General features: G+C 73.0%; 14 protein-coding genes. 4 read left to right on the top strand and 10 right to left on the bottom strand.

The genetic code is table 11. The annotated features are described in order from the left end of the window. Positions 1-511 precede the first annotated feature (511 nt). Positions 512-1,510, top strand: a complete 999-nt coding sequence (gene trpS, locus ACWCO8_RS10515; protein ID WP_451031936.1) for a tryptophan--tRNA ligase — start codon at positions 512-514, stop codon at positions 1,508-1,510. A gap of 46 nt (positions 1,511-1,556) precedes the next feature. Here the strand turns inward: trpS and proC are convergent, their stop codons facing one another. The 5 genes from proC to ACWCO8_RS10540 all read right to left on the bottom strand — a co-directional run bounded on the left by proC (position 1,557) and on the right by ACWCO8_RS10540 (position 4,979). After that, complete coding sequence (proC, locus tag ACWCO8_RS10520) at positions 1,557-2,366, bottom strand: pyrroline-5-carboxylate reductase (RefSeq protein ID WP_362015629.1); 810 nt, start codon at positions 2,364-2,366, stop codon at positions 1,557-1,559. Between the two features lie 84 nt (positions 2,367-2,450). Continuing rightward, entirely contained in the window at positions 2,451-3,188 is a 738-nt protein-coding gene (locus tag ACWCO8_RS10525; protein ID WP_451031937.1) for an ABC transporter permease, read from the bottom strand. Further along, positions 3,185-3,979 carry an ABC transporter ATP-binding protein gene (locus ACWCO8_RS10530; RefSeq protein ID WP_451031938.1) on the bottom strand — a complete coding sequence of 265 codons (795 nt, stop codon included), beginning with the start codon at positions 3,977-3,979 and terminating at the stop codon, positions 3,185-3,187. Before ACWCO8_RS10530 ends, ACWCO8_RS10525 begins: the two co-directional genes overlap by 4 nt. Before the next feature lie 120 nt (positions 3,980-4,099). After that, positions 4,100-4,636, bottom strand: coding sequence for a hypothetical protein (locus ACWCO8_RS10535; protein ID WP_451031939.1), 537 nt, complete (start codon positions 4,634-4,636; stop codon positions 4,100-4,102). Between the two features lie 43 nt (positions 4,637-4,679). Next, positions 4,680-4,979 (bottom strand): SH3 domain-containing protein, encoded by a 300-nt coding sequence (locus tag ACWCO8_RS10540; RefSeq protein WP_451031940.1) that lies wholly within the window; start codon positions 4,977-4,979, stop codon positions 4,680-4,682. A 161-nt stretch (positions 4,980-5,140) separates the two neighbouring features. On the opposite strand from ACWCO8_RS10540, the gene ACWCO8_RS10545 reads away from it, so the two are divergent. Next, complete coding sequence (locus ACWCO8_RS10545) at positions 5,141-7,276, top strand: protein kinase domain-containing protein (RefSeq protein ID WP_451031941.1); 2,136 nt, start codon at positions 5,141-5,143, stop codon at positions 7,274-7,276. Positions 7,277-7,369: 93 nt separating this feature from the next. Here ACWCO8_RS10545 and ilvD read toward each other — a convergent pair whose 3' ends face one another. From ilvD to ACWCO8_RS10565, 4 genes are all read right to left on the bottom strand, one after another. Next, positions 7,370-9,223: a dihydroxy-acid dehydratase gene (gene ilvD, locus ACWCO8_RS10550; protein WP_362015640.1), complete on the bottom strand. Its 1,854-nt coding sequence runs from the start codon at positions 9,221-9,223 to the stop codon at positions 7,370-7,372. 184 nt (positions 9,224-9,407) lie between these two features. Beyond that, a complete protein-coding gene (locus ACWCO8_RS10555; protein ID WP_451031942.1) occupies positions 9,408-10,022 on the bottom strand; it encodes a TetR/AcrR family transcriptional regulator in 615 nt (204 codons plus the stop codon). Beyond that, positions 10,019-10,921, bottom strand: coding sequence for a sugar phosphate isomerase/epimerase family protein (locus ACWCO8_RS10560; protein ID WP_451031943.1), 903 nt, complete (start codon positions 10,919-10,921; stop codon positions 10,019-10,021). Before ACWCO8_RS10560 ends, ACWCO8_RS10555 begins: the two co-directional genes overlap by 4 nt. A 201-nt stretch (positions 10,922-11,122) precedes the next feature. Beyond that, on the bottom strand, positions 11,123-12,055 hold the full coding sequence (locus ACWCO8_RS10565; RefSeq protein ID WP_451031944.1) for a Ppx/GppA phosphatase family protein: 933 nt from the start codon (positions 12,053-12,055) through the stop codon (positions 11,123-11,125). Between the two features lie 40 nt (positions 12,056-12,095). Here ACWCO8_RS10565 and ACWCO8_RS10570 point away from each other — a divergent pair, with 40 nt between their 5' ends. Beyond that, positions 12,096-13,025 (top strand): hypothetical protein, encoded by a 930-nt coding sequence (locus tag ACWCO8_RS10570; RefSeq protein ID WP_451031945.1) that lies wholly within the window; start codon positions 12,096-12,098, stop codon positions 13,023-13,025. A 5-nt stretch (positions 13,026-13,030) separates the two neighbouring features. Here the strand turns inward: ACWCO8_RS10570 and ACWCO8_RS10575 are convergent, their stop codons facing one another. Then, the gene (locus ACWCO8_RS10575; RefSeq protein ID WP_451031946.1) at positions 13,031-14,761 is read right to left on the bottom strand and encodes a BACON domain-containing protein; all 1,731 of its coding nucleotides are present in this window, start codon (positions 14,759-14,761) and stop codon (positions 13,031-13,033) included. 196 nt (positions 14,762-14,957) lie between these two features. Between ACWCO8_RS10575 and radA the strand changes: the two genes are divergently transcribed. Next, a complete protein-coding gene (radA, locus tag ACWCO8_RS10580) occupies positions 14,958-16,349 on the top strand; it encodes a DNA repair protein RadA (protein WP_362015654.1) in 1,392 nt (463 codons plus the stop codon). Positions 16,350-16,358: the final 9 nt, after the last annotated feature.

The following is a 16,358-nucleotide window of genomic DNA, read 5'->3' on the forward strand; positions in this document are numbered from 1 at the left end:
TTCGGCCTTCCTGCGTTTCCGACTCTATCAGATCCTTTCGGGCCTGATTCCCAGTCAGAGTGGGTTGTCCTCGCGGCTGTTGGGCCGTTCCGACGAGTGAGACTTTAGCGGATTCCTTGCCCCCGACGCTAATCGGGCGGCTCGCGCTCAAACCTTCGAACGCGGATTCCTCATTTCGCAAAAACGCACGGAAAGCACGACGACGCGACGAAGCGCCGTCAGCTTCAAATGGATCTTGCGGAATCGCTGTCCGGGGCCGACCGGAGTCGGTGCTCACGTCGGACAACTCGGAGAACACTACGGAGCAGGGAATCCCATGTCAACCCCGGTCCTCGGGCGTACCCTCTCCGTATGACCACGCATGCGCACACCACTCAGTGGTGGGCCGCCTGACCCGGCGGCCCCACTAGACGCATGCACTCAGCGGCCGCCGACTCGGCGGCCGTTCGCGTATCCCCCTCCGGGAGTGCGGCCGACGGGTCGGCGCACATCGGAGAGGGAGAACGACGCGATGAAGCGGATCTTCAGCGGGATCAAGCCGACGGGCCATCTGACCCTGGGCAACTACCTCGGGGCCGTACGGCGGTGGGTCGAGGTGGACCAGCACGCGTCGGACTCGCTGTTCAGCGTCGTGGATCTGCACGCGCTGACCGTGGACCACGATCCGGCGCGGGTGCGGCGGCTCAGTCGGCAGGCGGCCACGCTGATGTTGGCCGCGGGCCTCGATCCGAAGCTGTGCACCCTCTTCGTCCAGAGTCATGTGGACGAGCACGCGCGGCTCTCGTACCTACTGGAGTGCACGGCCACGGACGGCGAGCTGCGGCGGATGATCCAGTACAAGGAGAAGGGCGCGCGGGCGGTGGCGGCCGGGCAGGGGGTGCGGCTGTCGTTGCTGACGTATCCGGTGCTGATGGCGGCGGACATCCTGGCCTACGGGACCGACGAGGTGCCGGTCGGTGAGGACCAGACGCAGCACGTGGAGCTGACCCGGGATCTGGCGGTGCGGTTCAACCAGCGGTACGGGCATGTGTTCACGGTGCCGAAGGCGACGCATCCCGTGGTGGCGGCTCGGGTGATGGATCTTCAGGACCCGGGTTCGAAGATGGGGAAGTCGCACGAGAACGGGGCCGGGATCGTCTATCTGCTCGACGACGAGGAGACCGTCCGGCGGAAGATCATGCGGGCCGTGACCGACAGCGGGCGGGATGTCGCCTACGACCGGGAGGGCCGGCCCGGGGTCGCGAATCTGCTCGATGTGCTGGCGGCCGCGACGGGTGGGAACCCGGAAGCCCTGGCCGGTGTATATGAGTCGTACGGATCCTTGAAGCGGGACACGGCGGACGCGGTGGTGGAGCTGCTGCGGCCGGTGCGGGAGCGGCACGCGGAGCTGGCGGCCGATTCGGGGTATGTGGATCAGGTTCTACGGGAGGGAGCCGAGCGGGCCCGGGGGATGGCCCGGCCGTTGGTGGACCGGGCCTATCGGGCGATCGGGTTGATGCCCGCCGGGTGACGGAAGGCGGGCACGGTGGCGAGGGCGCCCTCGCCACCGGCCTGCGTCAGCCGTTGCCGTTGGCGAGTTCGCGGCTGCGGTCGCGGGCCGCTTCCAGGGCGGCGATGAGGGCGGCCCGTACGCCGTGGTTCTCCAGTTCGCGGATGGCGCTGATGGTGGTGCCGGCCGGGGAAGTGACGGCTTCGCGGAGCTTGACCGGGTGCTCCCCGCTGTCGCGGAGCATCACGGCGGCGCCGATGGCGGCCTGGACGATCAGGTCGTGGGCCTGGGCGCGGGGCAGGCCGAGGAGGATGCCGGCGTCGGTCATGGCCTCGACGAGGAAGTAGAAGTAGGCCGGTCCTGAGCCGGAGAGGGCGGTGGCGGCGTCCTGCTGGGACTCGGGGACGCGGAGCGTCTTGCCCACGCCGCCGAAGATCTCCTCGGTGTGCACGAGGTGGTCGGGGGTGGCGTGGCTGCCGGCCGAGATGACGGACATGCCCTCGTCGACGAGGACGGGGGTGTTGGGCATGACGCGGACGACGGGGGTGCCGGTGGTGAGCCGGTCCTCGATGAAGGAGGTGGGGATACCGGCAGCGGCACTGATGACCAGGCGGTCGGCGGTGACGTGGGGGGCGAGTTCGTCGAGGAGACGGCCCATGTCCTGCGGCTTGACGGCGAGGATGAGGGTGTCGGCGCGCTTGGCGGCCTCGGCGTTGGTGACGGTCTCGACGCCGTAGCGGGCGCGGAGCTCCTCGGCGCGTTCGGTGCGGCGGGCGGTGACCAGGAGGTTGGCGGGGCGCCAGCCGGCCCGGATCATGCCGCTGAGGAGCGCTTCACCGATCTTGCCGGTGCCGAGGACTGCGACGGTCTGGGTCATGGCTCTGTTCACCTCGCCGGAAGGAATACGTGTCGCCATCCTCGCACCGCGCGGGGGTGCGCGGTGCGGGTGTCCGAGGGGCGGTCAGGCGGTGCGGCGGCGGAGGGTTGCCGCGCCGAGGGCGAGGACGAGGAGGGCGCAGCCTGCGACGACGAGGGCGTCGCGGACGAAGGCGCCGGTGATGTCGGGGTTGCGGAGGACCTCGTTCATGCCGTCGACGGCGTACGACATGGGCAGCACGTTCGAGATCCCTTCGAGGACGGGCTGCATCTGGTCGCGGGCGATGAAGAGGCCGCAGAGCAGCAGCTGGGGGAAGATCACGGCCGGCATGAACTGGACGGCCTGGAACTCGGAGGCGGCGAAGGCCGAGACGAAGAGGCCGAGGGCGGTGCCGAGGAGGGCGTCGAGGAGCGCGACCAGGAGGAGCAGCCAGGGGGAGCCGACGACGTCGAGTCCGAGGAGGCCGAGGGCGAGGCCGGTGGCGAGGGCGGACTGGACGATGGCGAGGAGTCCGAAGGCGAGGGCGTAGCCGGCGATGAGGTCGCCCTTGCCGAGGGGCATGGCGAGCAGGCGTTCCAGGGTGCCGGAGGTGCGTTCGCGCAGGGTGGCGATCGAGGTCACGAGGAACATCGTGATCAGCGGGAAGATGCCGAGCAGCGAGGCGCCGATGTTGTCGAAGGTGCGCGGGTTGCCGTCGAAGACGTACCGGAGCAGGAAGAGCATCAGGCACGGCACGAGGAGCATCAGGGCGATCGAGCGCGGGTCGTGACGCAGCTGCCGCAGGACGCGGGCGGCGGTGGCGAGGGTGCGGGCGCTGGTCATGGCTGGGGCTCCTGGAGGCGGACGGCTTCGCGGGCGTCGGCGGCGTCGACGAGGTGGAGGAAGGCCTCTTCGACGGTGGCGGTGTCGTTGCGGCGGCGCAGGGCCTCGGGGGTGTCCTCGGCGAGGATCTCGCCGTCGCGCATGAGGAGGAGCCGGTGGCAGCGTTCGGCCTCGTCCATGACGTGGGAGGAGACGAGGATCGCGGCGCCGCGGTCGGCGGCGATGCGGTGGAAGAGGTTCCACAGGTCGCGGCGGAGGACGGGGTCGAGTCCGACGGTGGGTTCGTCGAGGACGAGGACTTCCGGGGTGCCGAGGAGGGCGACGGCGAGGGAGACGCGGCTGCGCTGGCCGCCGGAGAGCCGGCCTGCGAGGGCGTCGGCGTGCGAGGCGAGGTCGACGTCGTCGATGGCGCGGGCGACGGTGGCGCGGCGCTCTTCGCGGTGGGTGCGGCCGGGGAGGAGGACGGCGGCGAAGTATTCGAGGTTCTGACGGACGGTGAGGTCGTCGTAGACGGACGGCGCCTGGGTGACGTAGCCGATGCGGGAGCGCAGGGCGGCGTCGCCGGCGGGGCGGCCGAGGACCTCGAGGGTTCCGGTGACGTTCGCCTGGGTGCCGACGATCGCGCGCATGAGGGTGGACTTGCCGCAGCCGGAGGGGCCGAGGAGGCCGGTGATCCTGCCCGGGGGGACGGTGAAGTCGAGGCCGCGCAGGACGGTGCGGTCGCCTCGTACGACGGTGAGGGCGTGCGCGGAGATCGCTGGGGCCGGGCCCCCTTCCGAGTAATTCATCATGCGTTGAATAATGCTCCTGGGGGGATCGGAGCGTCAAGCGTCCGGGCAGGCATCAGAGCCCCGGCCGATGGATCGGCCGGGGCTCTGATGGTGAAGAGGGAGGGGTGGGGCGTCCCTGTACTACTTGCGCTTGGGCTTCTTTCGGGCCGCCGGGTTGCCCGTGCGGGTGCCTCGGCGCTTCTCGTACTGCTTGCGGGCCGTCTCGTACTCGGTGCGGCGCAGCTTCTCGCCGGGCGCCTCGATGAAGCAGCGGAAGAAGTAGGCGAGGAGGGAGCCGATGAAGCCGATCATCTTGAGGCTGCGCAGCGAGTCCTCGCGGGCCGGGTCGGCCGGGCGGCGGACGAAGCCCTCCCAGGTCTTGCGGAAGGCGATGGCGCTGCAGATCGCGAACATCAGCACCACGAGCATGTTCACGAAGCCGCCGACCTCGGCGATCTCCAGGCCCTGGTAGGCGAAGCGCAGGACGAAGCAGCCCGCGGCGGCGGCGACGAGCGCCCCGAGGGCGACGCCGGCGCGGCGGAGCCCGTACTGCCCGTCGTGCTCCACCCAGGTCGTCCCGAAGAAACGGATCTCCTCGGGCTGCGGACCCGCGGGCGCAGCGGCGGTGCCTGCGGCGCCGGTGTCGGTCGGCTTGGCGGTCTGGTCTTCGTCGCTCACGTGTCGATTATCCCGGATCCCCAGGAAGAGGGGACGGAAGGCGTCAGCCGCAGCGCTTGGCGACGAAGCCGTCGCTGCCCGTCTTCACGTACGCGTCCGAGATGAACTCACCGGCCGCGATGTTGTCCCAGATGTTCGTCGTGCCGTACGGGCCGCTGACGCGCTCGCCCGTCGTCTGGCAGAGGATCGGCACCCGGACGTCCGGGGCGAGCGTCCGCACGATGCGGTGCTGCGTGCCCGGGCCCGAGCGCACGTTCACGCGGTAGCCCGGGGCGACCGGATAGCGCACCGCGCCCATCGTCGACACCCCGGCCTGTTCCGTTCCGGCTGCGGTCTTGTCCATGCCCATCGTGTTCTCCCCCGTTGGCGCAAAAGCGCTCCGATGACTTTCACTCTCCGCGACGCGCAGGCTAGCAAGCCCCGCCGACATCCCGTGCGCCATCGACTAGGCTCCGTGCGTCGCGCACGCGCGCGAAGTCGAGCGGAACCACACGGGGGTGGGCGATGCCGCCGTTGCGCAGGACCGGTGCCGACCGGGAAGCGGAAGAGCCCGAGTACGCGGGTGAGTACCGTCTCCAGGCCTGCCTCGGCGCGGGCGGCATGGGCGTGGTCCATCTGGCCACCTCCGCCTCCGGGCTGCGGCTCGCGGTCAAGGTGGTGCACGGACAGTACGCGGAGGACCCCGAGTTCAGGGCGCGTTTCCGCCAGGAGGTGGCCGCCGCGCGCCGGGTGAGCGGCGCCTTCACCGCACCCGTCGTGGACGCCGATCCCGACGCCGAGCGCCCCTGGATGGCCACCCTCTACGTGCCCGGTCCGACGCTCGCCGACCAGGTGAAGCGGAACGGGCCGCTTTCTCCCGCCGAGTTGCGCCGGCTGACGGCAGGCCTTGCCGAGGCGCTCCGCGACATCCACCGGGCCGGTGTCGTGCACCGGGATCTCAAGCCGAGCAATGTGCTGCTGACCGACACCGGGCCGAAGGTCATCGACTTCGGCATCTCCCGGCCGGTCGACAGCGATCTGCACACGGAGACCGGGAAGCTGATCGGCTCGCCGCCGTTCATGGCGCCCGAGCAGTTCCAGCGGCCCCGCGAGGTCGGGCCCGCGGCGGACGTGTTCGCGCTCGGCTCCGTCCTGGTGCACGCGGCGACCGGGCACGGGCCGTTCGACTCGGACAGCCCGTACATCGTGGCGTACCAAGTCGTCCACGACGAGCCGGATCTGACGGGGGTTCCGGACGCGCTCGCTCCGCTCGTCGCGCGGTGTCTGGCCAAGGAGGCGGCGGACCGCCCGACTCCGGCCGAGATCATGGCGGCGCTGCAGCCTCCGTCGTACGAGGCGGCGGCGTTCATACCCGCCCAGCGGCGGCCGCTCACGCTGCCCGACCCGCTCCCGGACGCGTCACCCGCTTCGGGGGCGTGGGACGCCGACACGCCCGTACGGGCCTCGGTGCCGCGCGCCCGGCGGAGGCGCCTGGTCCGGCCGTCGGTCGTGGTCGCCGCCGCGCTCGTGGTCCTCGCGGCCGGGGGCGCGTTCGTGGCCCTGCGCGCGGGGGACGGCGACGCCCCCGCGCCCCGGTCGCAGCCCGTCGGGGAGGCAGCCCCCTTCGACGGCTGGGAGACCGTGCTGGGGAAGGCCGGCGCCCCGGCGTGCGTCACCGCGGCCGACGCGCTCTACTGCTCGGCCCGGGGCGTCCCGCTCGCCCGGCTCGACCCCGCCACCGGCCGCGTGCTCTGGTCCCGGCCCGGGGAGCCCGGCGAACAGGTCTCGGCCCCCGTGCCCTTCGGCGGCCTGGTCGGGGCCGTCTCGGACGACGGGACCCTGCGGGTGTACTCCGCCGACCGAGGCACTCCGGTCTGGGACACCGGCGCCGCCGCACGTCAGGAAGGCGCCAACGCGGCCGGGAACACGCTGCTCTACCCGACCTCCACCTCGGCCGTCCGGGCCGTCGACGGGAACACCGGGAAGCAGCTCTGGCGCCGCGCCCTGGCCGGCTTCACCGCGCCCCTCTTCGGCCCGTACGACGACGGCTCGGGCCTCGTCGCCGTCTTCGAGACCACGGGCGGCGCCGCCCGCACCACGCTCGGGGCCCTGCGCCCCGAGACCGGCGAGGTCGTCCGGCGGACGCGGCTCGCGGGCGACCTCGTACCCGTGGGCACGAGCGGCGAGGGCGTGGTGTTCCTGCGGTCGGCGAAAGCCGACAGCCGGACCGACGCCCTCGTCCGGTACGACCCGGCCGACGGCTCCGTACGCCGTGCCGCCCTGCCGTACCCGCTGGACGACGCGAGGATCGTCGTGGCCGGCGACACCGCCTACCTCCTCGACACCACCGGCCGCCTGACCGCGCTGGACACCGTCGGCGGGCGGGTGCTCTGGGAGCTGGAGACGGCGACGGGGAACATGTCGGCGCCCGTGCTCGGGCCCGAGGGGCGGCTCTACTTCTCCGTGGCCGACGGGCGGTTGCTCGCCGTCGACACCGGGCGCGGGGCGCTGCTCGGGCAGACCGGGCCACGGCTGCGGGACGGGCGGCTCGGGTACGCGGCGACGGTGCCCGCGCCCGTCGTCGTCGGCGACAAGGTGTTCGGGACCGCGCCCGACGGGTCCGTCTTCGCGGTGGACGGGCGGGATCCGGCGGGGTGGTGAACCCCGTGACCCCGGAACCCCGGACAGCGAGGAGCGCGGGGAGCGGCCTTTCGGGCCGCTCCCCGCGCTCCGTCGTTTCCGAGCTGTGGCGCGTCAGCCGAGCTTCGACACGTCCCTGACCGCGCCCTTGTCGGCGCTCGTCGCCATCGCCGCGTACGCCCGCAGCGCGGCCGAGACCTTGCGCACGCGGTTCTTCGGGGCGTAGACCCCGCCCAGCGCCTCGCGGCGGGCCGCGAGGGTCGCGTCGTCGACGAGCAGCTCGATCCCGCGGCTCGGGATGTCGATACGGATCCGGTCACCGTCCTCGACCAGGGCGATCGTGCCGCCCGACGCCGCCTCCGGCGACGCGTGGCCGATCGACAGGCCCGACGTACCGCCCGAGAAGCGGCCGTCCGTCACCAGCGCGCAGGTCTTGCCCAGGCCCCGGCCCTTGAGGAAGGACGTCGGGTAGAGCATCTCCTGCATGCCCGGGCCGCCGCGCGGGCCCTCGTAGCGGATGACGACCACGTCGCCGTCCTTGATCTGCTTGTTCAGGATCTTCTCGACGGCCTCCTCCTGCGACTCGCAGACGACGGCCGGGCCCTCGAAGGTCCAGATCGACTCGTCCACGCCGGCCGTCTTCACGACACAGCCGTCCACGGCCAGGTTGCCGCGCAGGACCGCGAGGCCACCGTCCTTGGAGTACGCGTGGGCCGCGTCGCGGATGCAGCCGCCGGCCGCGTCCGTGTCCAGGGTGTCCCAGCGCTCGGACTGCGAGAAGGCGGTCGCCGAGCGGACACAGCCGGGGGCCGCGTGCCACAGTTCGACGGCCTCCTCGGACGGGGAGCCGCCGCGCACGTCCCAGGTCTCCAGCCACTCCTTGATGGAGCGGGAGTGGACGGTGTGGACGTCCTCGTTCAGCAGGCCGGCGCGGTACAGCTCGCCCAGGATGGCGGGGATGCCACCGGCGCGGTGGACGTCCTCCATGTAGTACGTGCCGCCGGGCGCCACGTTCGGGGCGACCTTGGCCAGGCACGGCACGCGGCGCGAGACCGCGTCCATGTCGGAGAGGCCGTAGTCGAGCTCGGCCTCCTGGGCGGCGGCGAGCAGGTGCAGGATCGTGTTGGTCGAGCCGCCCATGGCGATGTCCAGGGCCATGGCGTTCTCGAAGGCCGCGCGGGTCGCGATCGAGCGCGGCAGGACGGAGTCGTCGTCCTCGTCGTAGTAGCGGCGCGTGATGTCGACGACCGTGCGGGCCGCGTTCTCGTACAGCGCCTTGCGCGCGGTGTGGGTGGCGAGGACCGAGCCGTTGCCGGGGAGGGAGAGGCCGATGGCCTCGGTCAGGCAGTTCATCGAGTTGGCGGTGAACATGCCGGAACAGGACCCGCAGGTCGGACAGGCGTTCTCCTCGATACGGAGGATGTCCTCGTCCGAGATCTTGTCGTTCACGGCGTCGGAGATCGCGTCGACCAGGTCGAGCGTCCGGACCGTGCCGTCGACCAGCGTGGCCTTGCCGGACTCCATCGGGCCGCCGGAGACGAAGACCGTCGGGATGTTCAGGCGCAGGGCCGCGTTCAGCATGCCCGGGGTGATCTTGTCGCAGTTGGAGATGCAGATCAGGGCGTCCGCGCAGTGCGCCTCGACCATGTACTCGACGCTGTCCGCGATCAGGTCGCGGGAGGGCAGGGAGTACAGCATGCCGCCGTGGCCCATCGCGATGCCGTCGTCGACGGCGATCGTGTTGAACTCGCGCGGGATGGCTCCGGCGGCCGTGATGGCCTCGGAGACGATCCGGCCGACCGGCTGGAGGTGGGTGTGGCCGGGGACGAACTCGGTGAAGGAGTTGGCGACGGCGATGATCGGCTTCCGGCCGATGTCCGCGCCGGGTACACCGGAGGCGCGCATAAGGGCGCGTGCGCCCGCCATGTTGCGGCCGTGGGTGACTGTGCGGGACCTCAGCTCGGGCATCGTCGCTCGCTCCTCAGTGATGCTCAGTGATGATGGGGGTGCTTGGTACGAGCGTACGCCGACCGCCCAAGATCTGGACGGCGTGTCCGGATGCCGGACGCGCTGTTCAGCCTTCGGTCAGGCTCCCCCGAGGGATCCGGTCAAGGCCCGGTCAGGGTCTGGTCAGGGTCCGCTCCGGGTCCGCTCAGGCTTCCGTGAGGTAGCGCTGGAGGGTCGGCGCCACGTGGGCCACGATCTCCTCCGGGTCCGCGGAGGCCAGCGGCTCGACCTGGATGACGTACCGCAGGATCGCGATCCCGATCATGTGGGAGGCGGCGAGTTCCGCGCGGAACTTCGGGTCCGGTACGTCGAGGTCGGCGGCGATCCGCTCCAGGAGCCGGCGCAGGACGAAGGTGCGCAGCACCTTCGCCGCCGCCTCGTGGGTCAGCGCGGAGCGGACGATCGCGAGGAGCGGGGCGCGGCTGACCGGGTTCTCCCAGACGCCGATGAAGTAGCGGGCGAGGCGCTCGCCGATGCCGTCGCGGGGGCCGCCGAGGATGGCGGGGAGGACGAGGGCGGGTTCGAAGGAGACCTCGATCGAGGCGGCGAAGACCTCGTCCTTCGTACCGAAGTAGTGGTGCACGAGCGCCGGGTCCACGCCGGCCGCCTTGGCGATGCCGCGCACGGAGGTCTTGTCGTAGCCGCGCTCGGCGAACTGGGCGCGGGCGGCCTCCAGGATGCGCTCGCGGGCGCCGGGTCCGCTCTCCTCCTCGGTACGGGAGGGACGGCCGCGGCGGCGCGGGGCGGCCGGTCCGGTCATGGGCGGGGCGCTCCGGAGGGCCGGGACGAGGAGCCGGAGCCGGTTGACCTGGCGGAGCCCGTGGACCTCGCGGAGCCGGTCGAGCTCGCGGCCGTGGCGGAGGCCAGGTGGAGGCGGGTGAAGGCGAGGGCCTCCGCGAGGTCCGCCTCGCGCTCGGCCGCCGACATCGCGCGCCGGGTGTTGACCTCGATGACCACATGACCGTCGAAGCCGGTGAGCGCCAGGCGCTCCAGGAGCTCGGCGCAGGGCTGGTTGCCGCGGCCGGGGACGAGGTGCTCGTCCTTGGCCGAGCCCTTGCCGTCGGCGAGGTGGACGTGGCCGAGGCGGTCGCCCATGCGGTCGATCATGGCGAGGGCGTCCGTGCGGGCGGTGGCGGTGTGCGAGAGGTCGACCGTGAAGTGGCGGTAGTCGTCCTTGGTGACGTCCCACTCGGGGGCGTACGCGAGCATCTCGCGGTCCTTGTACCGCCAGGGGTACATGTTCTCGACGGCGAACCGGACGTCCGTCTCGTCGGCCATCCGCCAGATCCCGGTCACGAAGTCGCGGGCGTACTGGCGCTGCCAGCGGAACGGCGGGTGGACGACCACCGTGGAGGCGCCGAGCCGCTCGGCGGCCGCCTGGGCGCGCTGGAGCTTGACCCACGGGTCGGTGGACCAGACGCGCTGGGTGATCAGGAGGCAGGGCGCGTGGACGGCGAGGATCGGGACCTGGTGGTAGTCCGAGAGCCGGCGCAGGGCCTCGATGTCCTGGCTGACCGGGTCGGTCCACACCATGATCTCGACGCCGTCGTAGCCGAGGCGCGCGGCGATCTCGAAGGCCGTCGCCGTCGACTCCGGATAGACCGAGGCCGTCGACAGCGCGACCTTCGCATCCGGGATGCGCACGACTGGTTCTGCCACGAAGGACAGGGTACGGGGCGGGGCCGGGACCGGGGAGGTGGTTCCGGTCACGGTGGGGGGCGTGGGCGGGTCGCTCGGGAGCGGGGCCGGGGGCACGCGCGCGTGGACGGACGGGCGCTCCACGCGCGCGTGGAGGACCGGGCGCCTCACGCGCGCGTGGCGGCCGTTCGGGGCGGGTGCTCCTCCGGCCGGTGGTGGCGGCTACTCCTCCGGCAGGTGGTCCAGGCGGCGCAGGATCACGCCCTCGCGCAGGGCCCAGGGGCAGATCTCCAGCTCGTCGACGCCGAAGAGGTCCATCGCGGCCTCGGCCACGAGCGCGCCCGCGAGCAGCTGCGGCGCGCGGCCCTCGGAGACGCCCGGCAGGGCCGCGCGCTGGTCGGCGGTCATGACGGCGAGCTTGGGGACCCACTCCTCCAGGGACCTGCGGGTCAGCAGGCGGTCGACGTAGAGCCCCTCCCCGGAGCCGGGGGCGCCGGCGATGCGGGCGAGCTGCTTGAAGGTCTTGGACGTGGCCACGACATGGTCGGGCTTGCCGAAGCGGCTGAACTCGCCGACCGTACGGGCGATCTGGGCGCGTACATGGCGGCGCAGCGCCCGTACGTCCGCCTCCTCGGCCGGGTCGCCGGGCAGCCAGCCCGACGTGAGCCGGCCGGCGCCGAGCGGCAGCGAGACCGCCGCGTCCGGCTCCTCGTCGATGCCGTACGCGATCTCCAGCGAGCCGCCGCCGATGTCGAGCAGGAGCAGCTTGCCGGCGGACCAGCCGAACCAGCGGCGTGCGGCCAGGAAGGTGAGCCGCGCCTCCTCCTCGCCGGTGAGGACCTGGAGGTCGACACCGGTCTCGTCCCTGACCCGGGCCAGGACGGCGTCGGCGTTCGTCGCCTCGCGGACCGCCGACGTCGCGAACGGCAGGACCTCCTCGCAGCCCTTGTCCTCGGCCGCGGCCAGGGCGTCCCGCACGGTCGCGATGAGCAGCTCCACGCCGTCGGGGGCGATGGCGCCCCCGGCGTCGAGGAGCTGCGCCAGCCGCAGGTCGGCCTTGTGGGAGTGGGCGGGCAGCGGGCGGGCGCCGGGGTGGGCGTCCACCACCAGCAGATGCACTGTGTTCGAACCGACGTCGAGGACTCCGAGTCTCATGGACGGAACGCTACTGCGCCCGCGCGCATACGCTTGGCGTGTGCCAAAGACGAAAAAGGCGAAGCCGGGCAAAGACAGCGGCGGCGACAGCGCCACGAAGTCTCCCAAGCCCCCCAAGGACCTCAAGACCTCCAAGGACTCCAAGGCCTCGAAGGAAGCCGCGAAGGCCTCCAAGGTCACGATCAAGCAGGGCACGGTGTCCGGAGCGGGCAGCGAGCCGGACGAGAAGGGTCTGGACTTCGCGCGCGCCTGGGTCGAGTTTCCCGACCCGGCCGACGACGAGCAGGTCTTCCGCTGCGACCTGACCTGGCTGACCTCGCGCTGGACGTGCATCTTCGGCAGCGGCTGCCAGGGCATCCAGGCGGGCCGCGCCGACGACGGCTGCTGCACGCTCGGCGCGCACTTCTCGGACGAGGAGGACGAGCAGCGGGTCGCCTCGTACGTGGAGCGGCTCACGCCGGAGCTGTGGCAGTTCCACGACGTCGGTACGGACTCGGGCTGGGTCCAGCTCGACGACGACGGCGACCGGCAGACCCGGCGCTGGAAGGGGTCCTGCATCTTCCAGAACCGGCCCGGGTTCGCGGGCGGCGCCGGCTGCTCGCTGCACATCCTCGCCCTCAAGGAGGGCAAGGAGCCGCTGGAGACCAAGCCGGACGTCTGCTGGCAGCTGCCGGTCCGCCGGACGTACGAGTGGATCGACCGGCCCGACGACACCCGGATCCTGCAGGTGTCGATCGGCGAGTACGACCGGCGGGGCTGGGGCCCGGGCGGTCACGACCTGCACTGGTGGTGCACGTCGGCGACCTCGGCGCACGGGGCCGGGGATCCGGTGTACGTGACGTACCGGCCGGAGCTGACCGAGCTGATGGGCAAGGCGGGGTACGACGTGCTGGTCGAGCTGTGCGAGGCGCGGCTCGCCTCCCAGCTGCCGCTGCTGGCCCCGCACCCGGCGGACCCGCCCCGCGCCTAGAGGCCCTAGGAGGCGGGCGGGGAGTCCGAGCCGCTCGGGGTTCCCGGGTCCGTGGACGTGGGGGGCTCGGTCGTCGGGGTCGGGTCCGTCGTGGGCGGCGGGGTCGTCGGCTCCTCGGTGGGCGGGGGTGTGGTCGGCTCCGTCGTCGGGGGTGTCGTCGGGGGCTCCGTCGTGGGCGGCGGAGTCGTCGGCTCCTCCGTGGTGGGCGGGGGCTCCTCCGTCGTCGGGGGCGCCGGGGTGGTCGCCCCGCGGCCGTCGATGCGTACGACCGCGCCTGACGGGTTCACGCCGACCCGGGCGGACCAGGCGCCCGCCGGTTCGCGCGCCTGGTCGACGGAGATCCGTACGGTCACCGACTCGCCCGGGCGCAGGGTGCCCGAGGCCCGGTCCACGTACAGCCAGGGCGCGTCCGACCAGAGCGTCCAGGAGACGGGCGAGCCGCCGGAGGCGGTGAGGGTGAGCAGCGTGGTGTCGCCGTTGCCCCGGGCCGTGACCGTGATCCGGCCGGGGCCCGCCTCGCCCGGCGCCGAGGGACCCACGGGGCCGCCGGGGCTGATCACCTCGACCGAGACGTCCGGGGACCGGCTGCCCTGGGTGAAGCGCGGGTCGGGGGTGGTGCGGGCGTTGCCCGCGTTCTCGTAGTGGTCGTACGGGGAGCCGTCGAGGCCCGCCGGTTCGTCCGCCTCGCTCGCGCTGACCGGGGCGCCGGCGCTGGCCTCGCCCGCGACGGGACCGCTGCGGTACGAGGCCCAGAGGGCGAGGACGGGGGCCGCGACGACGGCGGCCACGACGGTGGTCGTCACCGCGCGGGCCCGCATCCGGTCGCGGCGGGCCGCGTGGTCCTTGGGGTCCAGGGGGAAGCCTGCGGGCCCGAAGCGCGGGGCGCCCGCACGCGCGCGTGGGGCGTGCAGCATCGCCACGTACGCGGCCGCCCTGGGCGCCTCGACCAGCGGGAGCCGGGCCGGGGTGGGCGTGGTCGCGCCGGGCCACGGGCCGCTCGCACCCGCCCGCTCGGCGGCCCGGCGGCAGCGCGGGCAGTCGTCGACGTGGCGGACGAGCTCGGCGCGCAGGGCCGTGGAGAGCAGCACCTGGTGGTCGCCGGTGAGCCGGGCGACGGTGGGGCAGTTGCCGGTCTCGACGACCGCGAGGGCGGCCCGGGTGCGCTCGACCTCGCAGGCGGCCGAGGAGAGCAGCTCGCGGGCGGCGAGCGGGTCGAGGGAGAGCACGGCGGCGACCGCGCGGTGGCTGAGGCCGTGCCGGACGGCGAGCTCCAGCGCCTCGCGCTGCTCGGGGGTGGTGCCGGCGGCCTCCGGCCAGGCGAGGACGGCCAGTTCGGCGCGGCGGCGCTCGGCGACCTCCTCGGAGACCCGGGGCGGCTCGGGCGCGGCGACCGGCGGGCGGCCGGTGTGCGCGCCCTGCCGCTTGGCGCGCTGCTCGCCGAGGCTGCGCAGACAGGCCCAGCGGGCGAGCGCGTAGAGCCAGGCCCTGCGCCCGTCCTCGTCGGACGGGCAGCGCCCGCGGTGGCGCTCCGCGACGGCCAGGACGTCGCCGAGGACGGCGGTCGCGGCGTCGTGGTCGCAGAGCACCGAGAGGCAGTAGGTGAACAGGCCGTCCAGATACGCCTCGTAGCGGGCGGGCGGGTGCTGGCCGAGTGTGCGGGGGCTTTCGGCCGCCCGCCGGTGCGCCCGGTGTGCGCCGGTGGTGTGGGTGGGGGGTTCCAGCCTGCTGCTCGTCACTGGGTGACCGTAGGCAGGGCAGGGCGGGGTCTTCGTACCGCTTGAACTCTTTTAATCCTTACGGGTGAAGGTATCCCTCAAAAGGGGACACGAACACGGCATTCCGCGGCCGCGAGGGCGGCGTGGGACCGCCGCCGGACCGCCCCCGCTCCCGGCTCCGCGTCCGCTGTCAGTGGGGGCGGCTACGGTGTGGCGCATGGCTGCCCGTACGAAATCCGCCAAGGACCGGCCGTCCTACCGCTGCACCGAGTGCGGTTGGACGACCGCCAAATGGCTCGGCCGTTGCCCCGAGTGCCAGGCCTGGGGGACGGTCGAGGAGTACGGCGCGCCCGCCGTCCGCACCACCGCCGCCGGCCGGGTCTCCACCGCCGCGCTCCCCATCGGCCAGGTCGACGGCCGCCAGGCCACCGCGCGCTCCACGGGCGTGGACGAGCTGGACCGGGTCCTGGGCGGCGGACTGGTGCCCGGCGCGGTCGTCCTGCTCGCGGGCGAGCCCGGAGTCGGCAAGTCCACGCTGCTGCTCGACGTCGCCGCGAAGGCGGCCAGCGACGAGCACCGCACGCTGTACGTGACCGGTGAGGAGTCCGCGAGCCAGGTCCGGATGCGGGCCGACCGGATCAACGCGCTGAGCGAGCACCTGTACCTGGCCGCCGAGACGGACCTGTCCGCCGTCCTCGGGCACCTCGACGCCGTGAAGCCGTCCCTGCTGATCATGGACTCGGTGCAGACCGTCGCCTCCCCGGAGATCGACGGGGCGCCGGGCGGCATGGCCCAGGTGCGCGAGGTCGCCGGGGCGCTGATCCGGGCCTCCAAGGAGCGGGGCATGTCCACGCTCCTCGTCGGCCATGTCACCAAGGACGGCGCCATCGCGGGGCCCCGCCTCCTGGAGCACCTGGTCGACGTCGTCCTGAGCTTCGAGGGCGACCGGCACGCGCGCCTGCGCCTGGTTCGCGGCGTGAAGAACCGGTACGGGGCGACGGACGAGGTCGGCTGCTTCGAGCTGCACGACGAGGGCATCACGGGCCTGGCCGACCCCTCGGGCCTCTTCCTGACCCGGCGCGACGTGGCCGTGCCCGGCACCTGTCTGACGGTCACCCTGGAGGGCCGCCGGCCGCTGGTGGCCGAGGTGCAGGCGCTGACCGTCGACTCCCAGATCCCCTCGCCCCGGCGGACCACCTCGGGCCTGGAGACCTCCCGGGTCTCGATGATGCTGGCCGTCCTGGAGCAGCGCGGCCGGATCACCGCCCTCGGCAAGCGGGACATCTACTCGGCGACGGTGGGCGGTGTGAAGCTCTCCGAGCCCGCCGCCGACCTGGCCATCGCGCTCGCGCTGGCCTCCGCCGCCAGCGACACGCCCCTCCCGAAGAACCTCGTCGCGATCGGCGAGGTGGGCCTCGCGGGCGAGGTCCGGCGCGTGACGGGCGTGCAGCGGCGGCTCGCGGAGGCGCACCGCCTGGGCTTCACCCACGCATTGGTTCCCACCGATCCGGGGAAGATCCCGGCGGGAATGAAGGTCACGGAGGTGGCCGACATGGGCGACGCGCTGAGGGTGCTGCCGCGGGGAAGGCGGCCCGCGGAGGGGTCCTGACGGACGGGT

It is taken from the genome of Streptomyces sp. NPDC001927 (genome assembly GCF_053594455.1).

What these genes read in the sequence shown, in the direction of transcription:
- trpS (WP_451031936.1), top strand. Translation starts at nt 512, where the DNA reads ATGAAGCGGATCTTCAGCGGGATCAAGCCGACGGGCCATCTGACCCTG.
- proC (WP_362015629.1), bottom strand. Translation starts at nt 2,366, where the DNA reads ATGACCCAGACCGTCGCAGTCCTCGGCACCGGCAAGATCGGTGAAGCG.
- ACWCO8_RS10525 (WP_451031937.1), bottom strand. Translation starts at nt 3,188, where the DNA reads ATGACCAGCGCCCGCACCCTCGCCACCGCCGCCCGCGTCCTGCGGCAG.
- ACWCO8_RS10530 (WP_451031938.1), bottom strand. Translation starts at nt 3,979, where the DNA reads ATGATGAATTACTCGGAAGGGGGCCCGGCCCCAGCGATCTCCGCGCAC.
- ACWCO8_RS10540 (WP_451031940.1), bottom strand. Translation starts at nt 4,979, where the DNA reads ATGGACAAGACCGCAGCCGGAACGGAACAGGCCGGGGTGTCGACGATG.
- ACWCO8_RS10545 (WP_451031941.1), top strand. Translation starts at nt 5,141, where the DNA reads ATGCCGCCGTTGCGCAGGACCGGTGCCGACCGGGAAGCGGAAGAGCCC.
- ilvD (WP_362015640.1), bottom strand. Translation starts at nt 9,223, where the DNA reads ATGCCCGAGCTGAGGTCCCGCACAGTCACCCACGGCCGCAACATGGCG.
- ACWCO8_RS10555 (WP_451031942.1), bottom strand. Translation starts at nt 10,022, where the DNA reads ATGACCGGACCGGCCGCCCCGCGCCGCCGCGGCCGTCCCTCCCGTACC.
- ACWCO8_RS10565 (WP_451031944.1), bottom strand. Translation starts at nt 12,055, where the DNA reads ATGAGACTCGGAGTCCTCGACGTCGGTTCGAACACAGTGCATCTGCTG.
- radA (WP_362015654.1), top strand. Translation starts at nt 14,958, where the DNA reads ATGGCTGCCCGTACGAAATCCGCCAAGGACCGGCCGTCCTACCGCTGC.